This window comes from Paraburkholderia sp. BR10141 (assembly GCF_056155635.1).
This window is the reverse complement of record NZ_JBMIQH010000032.1, coordinates 25,999-40,630: the sequence shown is the minus strand read 5'-3', so window position 1 is coordinate 40,630 and position 14,632 is coordinate 25,999. Positions and strand designations below refer to the sequence as shown.

General features: G+C 63.3%; 13 protein-coding genes. 3 read left to right on the top strand and 10 right to left on the bottom strand.

The window, feature by feature from the left end; translation table 11 throughout:
• Positions 1-3: 3 nt before the first annotated feature.
• Complete coding sequence (locus ACOJB8_RS32155) at positions 4-2,358, bottom strand: tetratricopeptide repeat protein (RefSeq protein ID WP_069267364.1); 2,355 nt, start codon at positions 2,356-2,358, stop codon at positions 4-6.
• Positions 2,359-2,584: 226 nt separating this feature from the next.
• Here ACOJB8_RS32155 and adhP point away from each other — a divergent pair, with 226 nt between their 5' ends.
• Entirely contained in the window at positions 2,585-3,613 is a 1,029-nt protein-coding gene (adhP, locus tag ACOJB8_RS32150) for an alcohol dehydrogenase AdhP (protein WP_475016173.1), read from the top strand.
• A 102-nt stretch (positions 3,614-3,715) separates the two neighbouring features.
• Here the strand turns inward: adhP and ACOJB8_RS32145 are convergent, their stop codons facing one another.
• The 4 genes from ACOJB8_RS32145 to ACOJB8_RS32130 form a co-directional block, all read right to left on the bottom strand.
• Positions 3,716-4,015, bottom strand: a complete 300-nt coding sequence (locus ACOJB8_RS32145) for a putative quinol monooxygenase (protein WP_475016171.1) — start codon at positions 4,013-4,015, stop codon at positions 3,716-3,718.
• A 42-nt stretch (positions 4,016-4,057) separates the two neighbouring features.
• Positions 4,058-5,155 (bottom strand): NADH:flavin oxidoreductase/NADH oxidase, encoded by a 1,098-nt coding sequence (locus tag ACOJB8_RS32140; protein ID WP_475016169.1) that lies wholly within the window; start codon positions 5,153-5,155, stop codon positions 4,058-4,060.
• A 182-nt stretch (positions 5,156-5,337) separates the two neighbouring features.
• Positions 5,338-6,021, bottom strand: a complete 684-nt coding sequence (locus ACOJB8_RS32135; RefSeq protein ID WP_406952336.1) for a type 1 glutamine amidotransferase domain-containing protein — start codon at positions 6,019-6,021, stop codon at positions 5,338-5,340.
• Positions 6,022-6,169: 148 nt separating this feature from the next.
• Positions 6,170-6,772 carry a TetR/AcrR family transcriptional regulator gene (locus tag ACOJB8_RS32130; RefSeq protein WP_475016167.1) on the bottom strand — a complete coding sequence of 201 codons (603 nt, stop codon included), beginning with the start codon at positions 6,770-6,772 and terminating at the stop codon, positions 6,170-6,172.
• A 114-nt stretch (positions 6,773-6,886) separates the two neighbouring features.
• On the opposite strand from ACOJB8_RS32130, the gene ACOJB8_RS32125 reads away from it, so the two are divergent.
• On the top strand, positions 6,887-7,537 hold the full coding sequence (locus tag ACOJB8_RS32125) for an SGNH/GDSL hydrolase family protein (RefSeq protein ID WP_475016165.1): 651 nt from the start codon (positions 6,887-6,889) through the stop codon (positions 7,535-7,537).
• 112 nt (positions 7,538-7,649) lie between these two features.
• On the opposite strand, the gene cyoD is transcribed toward ACOJB8_RS32125, so the two are convergent.
• The 5 genes from cyoD to ACOJB8_RS32100 all read right to left on the bottom strand — a co-directional run bounded on the left by cyoD (position 7,650) and on the right by ACOJB8_RS32100 (position 13,403).
• Positions 7,650-7,979: a cytochrome o ubiquinol oxidase subunit IV gene (gene cyoD / locus ACOJB8_RS32120; RefSeq protein ID WP_069267358.1), complete on the bottom strand. Its 330-nt coding sequence runs from the start codon at positions 7,977-7,979 to the stop codon at positions 7,650-7,652.
• Positions 7,980-8,591, bottom strand: coding sequence for a cytochrome o ubiquinol oxidase subunit III (cyoC, locus tag ACOJB8_RS32115; RefSeq protein ID WP_475016163.1), 612 nt, complete (start codon positions 8,589-8,591; stop codon positions 7,980-7,982). It abuts the gene before it with no gap.
• Positions 8,591-10,624 carry a cytochrome o ubiquinol oxidase subunit I gene (gene cyoB, locus ACOJB8_RS32110; RefSeq protein ID WP_475016161.1) on the bottom strand — a complete coding sequence of 678 codons (2,034 nt, stop codon included), beginning with the start codon at positions 10,622-10,624 and terminating at the stop codon, positions 8,591-8,593. The genes cyoC and cyoB overlap by 1 nt, the downstream gene beginning before the upstream one ends.
• Positions 10,625-10,631: 7 nt before the next feature.
• The gene (cyoA, locus tag ACOJB8_RS32105; protein WP_069267482.1) at positions 10,632-11,519 is read right to left on the bottom strand and encodes a ubiquinol oxidase subunit II; all 888 of its coding nucleotides are present in this window, start codon (positions 11,517-11,519) and stop codon (positions 10,632-10,634) included.
• 339 nt (positions 11,520-11,858) lie between these two features.
• The gene (locus ACOJB8_RS32100) at positions 11,859-13,403 is read right to left on the bottom strand and encodes an NADH-quinone oxidoreductase subunit M (protein WP_475016159.1); all 1,545 of its coding nucleotides are present in this window, start codon (positions 13,401-13,403) and stop codon (positions 11,859-11,861) included.
• A 747-nt stretch (positions 13,404-14,150) separates the two neighbouring features.
• Between ACOJB8_RS32100 and ACOJB8_RS32095 the strand changes: the two genes are divergently transcribed.
• Positions 14,151-14,630, top strand: coding sequence for a hypothetical protein (locus ACOJB8_RS32095; protein ID WP_069267354.1), 480 nt, complete (start codon positions 14,151-14,153; stop codon positions 14,628-14,630).
• Positions 14,631-14,632: the final 2 nt, after the last annotated feature.

The window sequence follows — 14,632 nt, the reverse complement described above, 5'->3', positions numbered from 1 at the left end:
GCCCTATTGCGCTGCAGCGCGCCACATGGCGTCGTACGCCGCTTCGACGCCGCGCGCAAACCGCTCTCCGTCCATGAGCGGCGAGTGCACCATGCGTTCGCGCAGCGTCGCGCGCAGATTCGCGAGGCGCGGCAAGTCGTTCGCGAGACTCACCGCCGTCTCCACGAATGCCTCGTCGGAATCGGCGGCCAATTCGGTAAGACCGAGGTTCGCGAGCTGGCTCAAGCCCGCGCGCCCAGCCACGGTCGGCCCGATGCGTGTGACGACGGGCACCCCCATCCACAGCGCGTCGAGCGAGGTGGTGTGGCCGTTGTACGGCAACGTGTCGAGCCCGAGATCGACCTCGTGATAACTGCGCAGATAATCCGTGCGCGGCCGGAACGGCAGGAAGCGCACGCGCGCCGGGGCGATGCCTGCCCGCGCAAGCCGCTGTACGAGGCCGCGCCTCGCTTCGCCCTCGGCGGCCATGAGCACGAGGCGCGCCGCAGGCAAGCGCGCGAATACACGGGCCCACAGGTTCAGCGTCGTATCGGTGAGCTTGCACGGGTTGTTCAGGCTGCCGAACGTGACGTATCCCGCGCTCGATGCCGGCAGCGCATTCACTTCGGGCTCCGAAGCAAGCGGGTCATAACACCAGAACGTGTGCGGCAGACGCCACGACTTTTCGCTGTAGTGGCGATCGTGTGCAGGCGGATCGAGCCACGGATCGGTGAGCCGCCAGTCCATCGCGCCGATGCCGGTCGTACCGGGATAAGCGAGCCAGGCGACCTGCACCGGTGCCGGCTTGCGAGCGAACAGCAGAGGCCGGCCATTGGACATGTGCATCGTGAGATCGACCAGGATATCGATGCCGTCCGCACGGATCTGGTCCGCCAGCGCCGCGTCGCTCAACGTGCGCACGTCGTGCCACTCGTCTACGTGCGCGGCGAGACGTGCGGTCGTCGCATCGGGCCTGACCACGCTCGAATATGCGTGAATTTCGAAGCGCGTGCGGTCGTGGTGGGCAAATAGCGGCGTCATGAACAATGCCTGGCAATGCTCACGAAAATCGCCCGATACGTAACCGATGCGCAAGCGCCTTCCCGCCGCGGGTTCGACAGCCGCCCGCGTGCGTTGCACGCCGAGCGGCGCTTCGTGCTGCGCGGACCAGCGTCTCGCCTCGTCGAGAATCACCTGCGGGTCTTCGGCCTGGAACGACAACGCGTACAGAAGATTGCTGTGCGCGATGAGGTTGCCGGGTTCGCTCGCCACGGCCCGGCGAAAGCATTCGATGCCTTCGCCCAGGTCCCCGCAGTCCTTGAGCACGTTGCCCAGATTGTTGAGCGTGGCCGAGCGCGACGGATCGAGGTCGAGCGCCTGGCGCAAGAGCGCTTGCGCCTCGTCGAGGCTGCCGAGCGTGCGCATCAGGTTGGCGGCGTTGTTGAACGCGTCGACGAAATCCGGCCGGGCGCGGATAGCCGTTTCGTACGCTTCGCGTGCAGCCGGGTAATCGCCGAGATCGCGGCAGACATTCCCAAGGTTGTTCGCCGCTTCCGCATGCGCCGCGTCGAGCGCCAGCGCGCGGCGATATTGCGCTTCGGCCTCACGCAAACGGCCGCGCGCCTGCAGCGCGACGCCATAGTTGTAGGCCGCATGCGCCATATGCGGTTCGATGGCCACCGCGCGTTCGAGCAGGGGCAATGCCTCGTCCAGACGCTCAAGACGCGTCAGCAGCACGCCGAGGTTGATCATCGCGACGGCGGTTTCCGGCGCAGCCGCCAACGCGGCGCGCAAGCTTTCGAGCGCCTCCTCGTCCTGCCCCGCTTCCTGCAGCAGCGTGCCGAGGTTCGTCAATGCGTTGACATCGCCCGGCTGCAAGGCGAGCGCTCGACGGTAAGCGGCCTGAGCCTCGCCGGAATCGCCCAGCAGACGCAGACAATTGCCGAGATTGTTCCAGGCGTCGGCCCGGTTCGCCTCGCGCTCCAGTGCCGCGCGCCACGCCTCCACCGCTTCCGCCAGCGCACCCTGCGCCTGCAGCGCCGCGCCGAGCCCGCACCAGAGATCGGCCGACGACGCGTCGTCCGCCAGCAGACCGCGATAGATCTGCGCCGCTTCGGCGTGGCGCGCGGCCATGGCATAGGCCTGCCCCAGGCCTTCGCGATAGCGCCGCTGACCGGGCTCGATGGCGAGCGCGCGCTGCAGCCAGCCGATCGCATCGGCCGGCGCGCCTTCCTGTAGACCAATCACGCCGAGGCGAAACATCGCGCCCGCGTGCGCTGCGTCGGCTTCGAGCAATTGCGTGTACAACTGACGCGCGCGCGGCAGGTCGCCGGCGAAATGGCGCTCACTGGCGCGCTCGTAAAGGGAGTCGTTCTGCATCGGGCTCACTGAATTCGTGCAACGAAGTCGTTACCAAACCTTATTCAATATTAACGGCAGTTTCTTTCGAAACCTTCACAGCCGTTCTACTACCGACTATTGAGCAAGTTCATCGCACACGACAATCCTTTCCTTCAAACTCGAAAGGCAGGCGGCGTGCGGCGACACCGCGATGCGCAACGCATCCGGCCGCGCGCCGCCACTCAGCTTCGACAGGAGCCCGACGATGAGCAAGACGATGCAAGCCGCGGTAGTCCGCGCATTTGGCAAACCCCTCGTGCTGGAGGAAGTGACCGTCCCCACTCCGGGGCCAGGCGAGCTGCTGGTGAAAATCGAAGCCTGCGGCGTGTGCCACACGGACCTGCACGCCGCGCACGGCGACTGGCCCGTGAAGCCGCAGCCACCGTTCATTCCCGGTCACGAGGGCGTCGGCTATGTGGTGGGTGTGGGCGCGGGCGTCACGCACGTGAAGGAAGGCGATCGCGTGGGCATTCCGTGGCTGTACTCGGCATGCGGCCATTGCGAACATTGCCTCGGCGGCTGGGAAACGCTTTGCGAGCAGCAGCAGAACACCGGCTATTCGGCCAATGGCGGCTTCGCGCAATACGCGAAAGCCGACGCGAATTACGTCGGCCTGCTGCCGAAAAATATCGACTTCATCGAAATCGCACCCGTGCTCTGCGCGGGCGTGACGGTCTACAAGGGCCTGAAAGTCACCGACACGCGCCCTGGCAACTGGGTGGTGATTTCCGGCGTGGGCGGCCTCGGCCACATGGCCGTGCAATACGCGCGCGCGATGGGGCTCAACGTCGCAGCCGTCGATGTCGACGATACGAAACTCGAACTGGCGAAACGCCTCGGCGCGACCGTGACGGTCAACGCGAAAACCACCGACCCCGCGGCGTATCTGAAGAAGGAGATTGGCGGCGCGCACGGCGTGCTCGTGACCGCGGTCTCGCCCGTTGCGTTTTCGCAGGCGCTTGGCATGGTGCGCCGGGGCGGCACGGTGTCGCTGAACGGCCTGCCGCCCGGTGACTTTCCGCTGCCGATCTTCGACATGGTGCTGGGCGGCGTGACGGTGCGCGGCTCGATCGTCGGCACACGGCTCGATCTCGAAGAGTCGCTGATGTTCGCGCAGGAAGGCAAGGTCAAGGCGACCGTCTCCACGGAAAAACTGGAGAACATCAACGACGTGTTCGCGCGCATGGAGCGCGGCGCGATCGAAGGCCGCGTCGTGCTCGATATGGCGGGCTAGGCGGCGCGCGGCCGCTCAATGAAAAACGCGCCGGACACCGCTGCGAAGCGATATCCGGCGCGTCAATGGATCGCCGCAACGATTGCGGCAAGAAGGGCGGCCTCAGTCCGCGACGTCCACGCCCTTCAGCAGCTTCACTTCGGGCGACTCCGTCACCCACGCACCGATCTTCGCGCGGTATGCCACGAAGTGTGCGCTTTCGCGATGCGCCTGCACCGCGGCCTCGTCGACATAGGTCTCGTAAAGGTAAAAGCCCGGCGCACCATCGGCGCGGCGCAGCAGGTCGTAGCGCAAGTTGCCCGGCTCCTTGCGCGTGTGCGAAACCATATCGCGCATCAGCGTCTCCACTTCGGCGACATGCTCGGGCTTGGGCGTAATGCTCGCGAATAGATAGACGGTCATCGGTATTCCCTCATCGTCAACGGTTGAACCGGTCGGCACATTTCAGCCGACCTTGTAGCGCTCGAGCCAGTGCGCGTAAGGCGCCGGCAAGGTCCATGCGGCGCGTTCGACACCCAGTTCCTGAGCCGCGAAATACGGCCAGTGCGGATTCGCGAGATGCGCGCGCCCGACCATCACGATATCGAGTTGCTCCTTCGCCACCGAGCGCTCGGCCAGTTCCGGCGTGCCGATACCCCATGCCGACGACACCGGCAGACCGCTTGCGCGACGCACCTTTTGTGCGATCGGCGCAAGGAACGCGGGCGCCCACGGAATCTGCGCGGCGGGCGTCGAGAAACCGACGCTCACACCCAGCATGTCGAGGCCTTCGCGCTTGAGGCCCTTGGCCAGTTCGATCGATTCGGCGAGCGTCTCCTCGTCGCGGCCATCGTACTCGATCACGCCAAAGCGCGCCGTCAGCGGCAGATGCTCCGGCCAGACCTTGCGCACCGCGGCCAGCGTTTCCAGCAGGAAACGGCTGCGGTTCTCGAGGCTGCCGCCATAGATATCGTCGCGCTGGTTCGAATGCGTCGAGAAAAAGCTCTGGCCGAGATAGCCGTGCGCAAAGTGCAGTTCGAGCCATTCGAAGCCGGCTTCGAGCGCGCGCTTCGCCGCGGCCACGAAGTCCTCGCGCACGCGCGCGATGTCGTCGATCGTCATCGCCATCGGCACCTTCGGCAGATGCGCGCCGAACGCCGTTGCCGAGGGCGCGATGGTCTGCCAGCCGCGCGCGTCGCCTTCGGCGATGTGGTCGTCGCCTTCCCACGGGCGGTTCGCGCTCGCTTTGCGCCCCGCGTGCGCAATCTGGATGCCGGGCACGGCGCCCGCTGCCTTGATCGCCGCGACGGTGGGCTTGAACGCCTCCGTCTGCGCGTCGTTCCACAGGCCCGTGCAGCCCGGCGTGATGCGGCCTTCGGGCGAAACCGCCGTCGCCTCGACGATCACGAGACCCGCGCCGCCGCGCGCGATTTGCGCGTAGTGGACGTGGTGCCAGTCGTTGATCACGCCATCGACGGCCATGTACTGGCACATCGGCGGCACGGCGATGCGGTTGCGCAGGGACACGCCCTTGAGCTTGAGCGGTTCGAACAATGCGGACATCTACAGCTCCTTTCCTGGCACGGGTCGCGCGTCGCGCGGCACCTGCGCCGGTTGGCAAAAGCGGGATTTCCCTTGCGGCAACGCGCAGCCGCGCACGCGCTGCGAGCGCGCCTCGCAGCGTTGCCGAAAGGAAATCGAGGGAAGCGAACGCGCTCGCCAAAGACGGGCGCGTTCGCGCAACATCAAGCGCGTCGCAGCGCCGCGAGCAGGGCTTCGGCAACCGGCTCCGACGAAGCCGGGTTCTGGCCCGTGATGAGCAGGCCGTCGGTTGCGACATGCGGCTGCCAGTCGGCGGCCTTCGAGTACTGGCCGCCGTTGGCCTTCAGCATGTCCTCGACGAGGAACGGCACGACGTCCGTCAACTGCACGGCGGCTTCTTCGTCATTCGAAAAACCGGTGACCGCCTTGCCGGCCACGAGCGGTTTGCCGTCCGCCCCCTTCACGTGACGCAGCACGCCCGGCGCATGGCAGACGGCAGCGACAGGCTTGCCCGCGGCGATCGTCTTTTCGATCAACGCGATCGAAACCGGATCTTCGGCCAGGTCCCAGAGCGGGCCGTGGCCGCCCGGATAGAAGACGGCGTCGAACGCGCTCGCGTCGATCTCGGCGAGACGTTTCGTACTGGCTAGCGCCGTTTGCGCCACGCTATCGGATGCGAACCGCCGTGTCGCATCGGTCTGCGCAGAGGGATCGCTGCTCTTCGGATCGAGCGGCGGCTGGCCGCCCTTCGGCGATGCGAGCGTGAGCTCAGCGCCCGCGTCGCGCAGCGCGTAGTACGGCGCGGCGAACTCCTCGAGCCAGAAACCCGTCTTCTTGCCCGTGTTGCCGAGGTCCTCGTGCGAGGTCAAAACGATCAGTACCTTCATCGGCGTTCCTTTTTTGCGTTAGGTTCGGGCGCTCGCACGCCCTTCGGAAACCAGTCTCTTCATGCTCTATTAGACCGGTCGTCTAGTACTTCTGCGCAAAACGCGACAATCGCGCGCACTTCACACGCCGCCGCGGCTTCGCGTTCGGTTAGTTGCCCGGAGGCAGGTTCAACAGGATGCGCGTGGTCGCCATAGCCGCGTCGAGCGGCTTGCGGTCGCGGTGGATCTTCTCGAGCAGCGTCGCGCCGAGCCAGAGTTCGTAGAGCGTCACCGCCATGGTCGCGGCGTCCTTTACACCTGCGAGCGAGCCATCCACGCGCCCTGCTTCGAGGCACGCAGCAATGCGCGAGATCGTCGCATCGGTGCCAAGACGCAGCGCCTCGCGCATCGCCTCGGAAAGGTCGCTCACCTCCGCGCCCAGCTTCACCGCGAGACATTTGCCTACGGGATCGTCGGCGCACTGGATCAGGCGCCACTCGTCCCAGTAGCGCATCAGCTTCTCGGCCGCCGTGCCCGGCGCCCGCACCAGCAGATCGTCGAGACGCTCCGCATACTCGTCGAAATACGACGTGAGCAAGGCCTCGCCGAACGCTTCCTTCGAGCCGAAATAGTGATAGAACGACCCTTTAGGCACACCGGCGGCCGCGAGGATCTCATTGAGACCGACTGCGGAAAAGCCCTTGCCCAGCAGAATGGGCATGGCGGTATCGAGGATGTGTTGCCGCACTTCGACGGCTGCCGCTGCATTCATGAGGTGACATGGTACAGAGCGATTAGACCAGTCGTCTAGTAATCTCCCACGATGAGTAATGGCATTGCATCGCACCCCGCAACCAGCTAACCAGTAACCAGGAAGAGGCAACCCATGACGTCACGCACCCTGCTCTGTTACGGCGATTCCAATACGCACGGCACGAAGCCGCTGACCGTGCCCGGTGTGTCCGAGCGATTCGGCCCCGCCGACCGCTGGCCCGGCGTGCTGCGCGAGGCGCTGGGGCCGGGCTGGGCGATCATCGAGGAAGGCCTGCCCGCGCGCACCACGGTTCACGACGATCCCATCGAAGGCCGGCACAAGAACGGTCTCGCCTATCTGCGCCCATGCCTCGAAAGCCAGTTGCCCGTCGATGTGGTCGCGCTGATGCTCGGCACCAACGACCTCAAGACACGCTTTTCCGTCACGCCCACCGACATTGCGAACTCGGTCGATGTGCTGCTCGAAACGCTCGTCGCGTGCCGCGCGGGTCCGGGCGGCTCGACGCCGCATGTGCTGCTCATGTCGCCGGTGCCGATCGAAGAGATTGGCTTTCTCGGCGATATCTTCACGGGGGGCGCCGCGAAATCGCGCCTGCTTGCGCCGCTCTATGAGCGCGTAGCCGTCAAATACGGCTCGGCGTTTCTCGACGCCGGCGAATTCGCCACTGTTAGCCCCACCGACGGCATTCACTACGACGCCTCGCAACACCACCGGCTCGGCAAAGCCGTCGCGGAAGTCGTGCGTCAGCGCTTCGGCGCATAAGCGCACATCGGGCCGCAAAAATAGAAACGCCGCCGGCCTGAAGGCCTGGCGGCGTTTTTCTTTTGCGCTTCACCCGCAGCGGGCGAAGCGCATGCCCAGCAACGATGAACGCTTAACGCGACATCATGTTCATGCTGACGTTGTGCATGACCCACAGCGTGCCGACGACCACGATCAGGACCGTCAACACCGTGAAGCCAAATGCCGTCACGTTCCAGCGCTGGCCCGACGACGTGTTCATGTGCAGGAAGAACACGAGGTGAACCAGGATCTGCACGACTGCCAGCACGGCGAGGCCGAGCAGCGCGGTTTCGCGCGAAAAGCCGCCATGCAGCACGAGCCAGAACGAAGCGGCCGTGAGCACCACCGCCAGGACGAAACCAACCAGGTAGCTGCCTACGCTGCCGTGGCTTTCTTCTTCATGGATAGGATGAGCACTCATTTAGATCACGCTCGCAAGATAGACAAAGGAGAACACGCAGATCCAGACGATGTCCAGAAAGTGCCAGAAAAGGCTCAGGCAGGTCAGGCGGCGAATTTCACGCTCGCCCAGAACCGGCGCCTTCAAGGCCTGAACCATCAGGACGACCATCCAGATCATGCCCATCGTCACGTGGATACCGTGGGTGGCAACCAGCGTGAAGAACGACGAGAGGAACGCGCTGCGTTGCGGGCCGTTGCCCTCGGCGATCATGTTCGCGAATTCATGCAATTCGAAATACAGGAACGTTGCGCCGAGCAGGAAGGTGATCGCCAGCCAGAAGAACACTTGACCCTTGCGCTGCTTGTGCGCGCCGATCATCGCGAAACCGTACGTGATGGACGACAGCAGCAGCACTGCCGTTTCCATGGCCACGCCCTGAATGTCGAACAGGTCCTTGCCCGTCGGGCCGCCTGCGAACTGGTTCTGCATCACGGCGAACACTGCGAACAGCGAGCCGAACAGAATGCAGTCCGTCATCAGGTACAGCCAGAAGCCGAACACCGAGTGTGACGGCGGGTGATCGTGGTGATCGTGCTCCGCGAGTGCGGCCGCACTAGTTTTCGTCAACATCAGTTGGCCTCCAGTGCTGCTTCAACCTTGCCGCGGCGTTGCTTGTCTTCGAACGCCTTGACCAGTGCGCGGCTACGCGCTTCTTCGTCGGCCCGGACCTTGGCGGCCGGGATGTAATAGCCTTCGTTCTTCTGGAAGCTGTATGCGATGGCCGTGCCGACAATGCCGACGAAACCAACGATCATGAGCCACCAGATGTGCCAGATGCCAGCAAAGCCGAGCACCAGACTGAAGAGACCGATGAACAGACCCGCGCTCGTGTTCGAGGGCATGTGGATGTCGGTGTACTTCGTGTTCGCGACGTCCACGGTTTCGCGGCCGGTGTCCTTCAGGTGCTGGAACTCGTCGAGTTCGCTCACGTGCGGAATGATCGCGAAGTTATACGACGGCGGCGGCGACGAGATCGCCCACTCCAGCGTACGGCCACCCCACGGATCGCCCGTCAAGTCGCGGTTTTCCGGCAGGTTGCGGTCGCGGATCGAGACGTACAGCTGCAGCAGCTGATGTGCGATACCGATTGCCACGAGCACGGCGCCAACCCACGCGATGATCATCCACGGATGCCATGCCGGATTGTCGTAGTGGTTCAGACGGCGGGTTGCGCCCATGAAGCCCAGCACGTACAGCGGCGTGAAGGCGACATAGAAGCCCGAGAGCCAGAACCAGAACGCGCGCTTGCCGAGCTTTTCGTTGAGCTTGAAGCCGAACGCCTTCGGGAACCAGTAGTTCATGCCGGCGAGATAGCCGAACACCACACCGCCGATGATCACGTTGTGGAAGTGCGCGATCAGGAACAGCGAGTTGTGGAGCACGAAGTCCGCACCCGGGATCGCCATCATCACGCCGGTCATGCCGCCGATGGTGAAGGTGACCATGAAGCCGATCGTCCACAGCACCGCCGAGTTGAACTCGAGGCGGCCGCGGTAGATCGTGAACAGCCAGTTGAAGATCTTCACGCCCGTCGGGATCGAAATGATCATCGTGGCGATACCGAAGAACGCGTTCACATCGGCGCCCGAACCCATCGTGAAGAAGTGGTGCAGCCACACGACGAACGCCAGAACCATGATCGCGCAGGTCGCGTAGACCATTGCCTTGTAGCCGAACAGCGGCTTCCTGGCATACGTCGCGACAACTTCCGAGAAGATACCGAACGCCGGCAGGATCAGGATGTACACCTCAGGGTGACCCCAGGCCCAGATCAGGTTCAGGTACAGCATGGCGTTGCCGCCGCCGTCATTCGTGAAGAAGTGCGTGCCGATGTAGCGGTCGAGGCCGAGCAGCGCGAGCGTCACCGTCAGGATCGGGAACGCGGCCATGATCAGCACGTTCGTGCACAGTGCCGTCCACGTGAACACCGGCATCTTCATCATCGTCATGCCGGGGGCACGCATCTTGATGATGGTGACGAAGAAGTTCACGCCGGTCAGCAGCGTGCCGACACCGGAGATCTGCAGCGCCCACAGGTAGTAATCCACCCCTACCCCTGGACTGTACGCAAGCTCCGAAAGCGGCGGATACGCGAGCCAACCCGTCATTGCGAACTCACCCACGACGAGCGAGATCATCAGCAGGATGGCACCGACTGCGGTCATCCAGAACGACAGCGAGTTCAGGAACGGGAACGCGACGTCGCGTGCGCCGATCTGCAGCGGAACGATGATGTTCATCAGGCCAACCATGAAAGCCATGGCCATGAAGAAGATCATGATCACGCCGTGAGCCGTGAAGATCTGGTCGTAGTGGTGCGGCGGGAGGTAGCCCGGCGCGTTGTACGCAAGCGCAAGCTGGGTACGCATCATGATCGCGTCGGCGAAGCCGCGCAGCAGCATGATGAGGGCGAGCACGATGTACATCACGCCCAGACGCTTGTGGTCGACGCTCGTCAGCCACTCCGTCCACAGATATTTCCACTTACCGAGGTAAGTGATGCCACCGAGCACGAATGCGCCGATGACGGCCATACCGATCATCGTGCCGAGAATAATCGGCTCGTGATACGGAATGGCGTCCAGTGTAAGTTTTCCGAACATGCCTGGTTTACCCCTTGGTCACGCACGACGGGTCACTGAAATTCGTGACGTGGCCGTTGTTGTACTTCGCGATGATGTTGTTGAAGAGCTTCGGGTCGACCGTCGAGAAGTACTCCACCGGAGCCTTCTCGCTCGGCTGTGCGACCGTCGCGTATTGATCCATCGAAAGCTGCGTCTGCGACGCCTTCACCTTCTGGACCCACGCGTCGAAGTCTTGCTGGCTGGTGGCGAGGGTGCGGAACTTCATGTCCGAGAAGCCCTTGCCGCTGAAGTTCGCCGAGAGGCCGGCGTAGTCGCCAGCGTGGTCGGCGATCAGGTGCAGACGCGTCTGCATGCCGGCCATCGCGTAAACCTGGGTGCCAAGCTGCGGGATGAAGAACGAGTTCATCACCGAATCCGACGTGATGCTGAAGTTCACCGGCGTGCCAACGGGCACGGCCAGCTGGTTCACCGTCGCGATACCGAGATCGGGGTAGATGAACAGCCACTTCCAGTCGAGCGCGACAACTTCGACGTTGATCGGCTTGACGTTCGATTCGAGCGGCTTGTAGGGGTCGAGCTCGTGCGTGGTCTTCCACGTGAGCACGGCGAGGAACAGAATGATCAGTGTCGGAATGGTCCAGACGACGACTTCGATCGCCGTCGAATGCGACCACTTCGGGTCGTACGTGGCGCTACGATTCGACGCGCGGTAGCGGTACGCAAACCACAGCGTCAGGACGATCACGGGGATCACAACAATCAGCATGGCCCATGTGGAGGTCGCAATCAGCTGCTTTTCCGCCACGCCCACACTTCCCTTGGGGTCAAGGAGCTCCATGTTGCATCCGGAAAGACACAAGGCCAATCCGGCGCTGATGGGAAGCAGTAACCTTTGAAAGGTCGTTCTTTTCATCACGTTTGCCTGAAATTCATTCATTGAATAGTTCCGGACGCGTCCCCTGACATCCGACAAAGGAAGCGCGCCCGCATCATACAGCCGCTTTGATATTTCGCAATCAATGAATGTGGAAAATGACCTTTGTCAAAAGAAGATTGAGACACTTTGTCGCATGTGTTCGCGAGGTTTGTCGCGCCTCGGAAACACACGCACGTCGCGCCCTGCTCTGCCCTTGACAGCGGCCCGCCGCGGCTACTTCTCGAATCTCAAAATTCGAAAACCGTTGGACGCAACAACGCGCCGCAGCGCCCGGAGGCGATGCGGCGCGTTGGTTGCGCCGTCAATCTTCAGTGATCACGTCGGCGAGTGCTGAGCACGAACGTCCGTGCCAGCTCGCACTGCGTCAGCAGGCGCTGCTTCGCCGACGGGTTGCTTGTTGCGACCGGCCTGGGTGACGAGGTTCGCCGCCGACAGTTCGATCGCGTCGGTCATCGGCTTCGGGTAGAGGCCGATTGCCAGCACGAACGCTGCGAGCGAAGCGAAGATCAGCGTTTCGCGGCGGCCGATGTCGGCCAGCTTCGCAACGCCCTTGTTCGCCACAGCGCCGAAGATCACGCGCTTGTACATCCACAGGGTGTACGCCGCGCTCAGAATGACGGTCGTCGCGGCGATCGCGCCGACCCAGAAGTTCACGCGGATCGCGCCCATGATGACCATGAACTCGCCCACGAAGCCCGACGTGCCCGGCAGGCCGAGGTTGGCCATGCAGAACAGCATCATGAAGGTGGCGTAGCGCGGCATCACGTTGACGACGCCGCCGTAAGCCGAGATCGTGCGCGTTTTCGTGCGGTCGAACAGCACGCCGATCGAGAGCAGCATCGCGCCCGAAACGAAACCGTACGAGATCATCTGCACGATCGCGCCTTCGGTGCCGATCTGGTTGAAGAGGAAGAGGCCCAGCGTGACGAGACCCATGTGGGCGACCGTCGAGTACGCGAGCAGCTTGGTCATGTCGGTCTGCGCGAGCGCGAGCAGGCTCGAGTAGACCACGGCCACGAGCGAGAGCGTGATGATCGCCGGCGCGAAGAAGTGCGCAGCGTCGGGCGTGATCGGCAGCGTGAAACGCAGGAAGCCGTAGCCGCCGAGCTTCAGCATGGCCAGCATCACGGTCGCGCCGGTCGGCGCTTCGAGGTGGACGTCGGGCAGCCACGTGTGAAACGGCCACATCGGGACCTTCACCGCGAAGGCCGCGAAGAAGCCGATGAACACGAGGATCTGCGGGATAAAGCCGAGCGGGAGGTTGTGCCACACCGACATGTCGAAGGTGTGCGACTGGCTGTAGAGGTACAGCATCGACACCAGCATCAGCAGCGAGCCGGCGAGCGAGAAGAAGAAGAACTTGACCGCGGCGTAGGTGCGGCGGGCATTGCCCCACGTGCCGATCAACAGGTACAGCGGGATCAGCGTGGCTTCGAAGAACACGAAGAACAGCATGCCGTCGGTCGCGGCGAAGGTGCCGACCATCAGGCCCGAGAGAATCAGGAACGCGCCGAAGTACTGGGCGACGCGCACCGTGATCGATTCCCACGAAGCGATCACGATCACGAGCGTCGTGAACGCGGTGAGCACCACGAGCCACATCGAAATACCATCGATCCCGAGTCGCCACGCCACGCCGAACTCAGGCAGCCAGTCGCGGAATTCGACGAACTGCATGCCGGCCGCGTGGTTGTCGAAGCCGGCGATGAGCGGGAGGGTCAGCAGCAGACCGACGACGGCGCCAACCAGCGACAGCCAACGGGCACGCTGCGGATGACGATCCGACCCGAGGCGCAGCACGGCCACGCCGAACAGGATGGGAATCCAGATCGCCAGACTCAGGAATGGAACGGATTGCATTTCAACAGGACCTCAAAAATGCGGAGCAAATAGCTTCCACGGCGCACGTTCAGGTACGCAAGCAACTTGAAAGATTGACGCGGGGTGAAAATCGAACCAGGCTGGCTGTAATGTATTTGTCAGCGACGAGGCGAAATGCAACACACGTTCAAGGGTTAACGAGGGTAAACGGAATACGGAAGTTTTGCAGCGCAACAACACGGGCCGGATCTAAGATTGACGCAAGTCATTGTTTTTATTCAAGAACGTACTAAGAGAAAAAACAACAAACGGGCTGTTACCACCCATTTTTGATCGCGAAAGCAGCGCTTTCGACCTTCTGGGCGCCATGACGCGCGGCACGCTGTCACGCTGCGCGGCCGAAATAATACCTTACTTGTTTCTTTCGGTTCAATGACTTATGCATCGAAGTCAGGTCCCCGGCGCCCTCCAGAACGCGTGCCAGGCCCGCCCCGCGCGCCCTTGCGCGGTGCAAAAAAAAGCCCCGGCCTTCATGGGGCCGGGGCCAACTCTCACGTTGCGCCAGAACACTGGAACACGCATGGCCGGCACTTTAACGGCTTGTGTCCCCGCAATTAAGGGCGCTGGATGGAACAGTCCCTTACTGGGTGTGCGAGGCCGCCTTTGCGCAGCGGCTCATTTTTACAAATGAGAATCATTTGCATTTAGCCACCATTTGTCCCAGAATACAGCCCATGCCGGACGACCCGGCACCACCCGAATGATTTGTGCGGGACCGGAGGCTCCATGAACTACACCACCCCTTTCGCGAGAAATGACACGCTGATCGACGACACCTTCGTCCATCATCCCGACACCGCCGAGCAGACCGTCCTGCGCGCCGTGCGCACCTGGCTGCGACCGCATTGCGACGCCTACGGCAAGGCCGAAAGCTGGCGCGGCGTGCTCGCCGACGCGGGGCTCGGCGGCGAAGGCTTCGGCTACTTCGATCTGCTGATGGGCACCCTGTGCCGCGCCTCGTGCCGCCCGCTCGATACGCGCTGCCGCTGCGCCTCCGAACTCGCGAAGGACGAAGGCTCGCTGCTGCAGGTGATCGCGCTCCTGCAGTCCACGCGCAGCGAGGCCGCCGTGCAACTGCTCAACGACTGGCTGCCGATGCCGAGCGTGAGCGGCATGCTCAAGACCGCGCGCTGGTTCGCCATCGCGCTGCTCGACGCGGGCGTGCGGTTGAGCGACCGCTCGCGGCGCGTCACCTACATGCACTGACA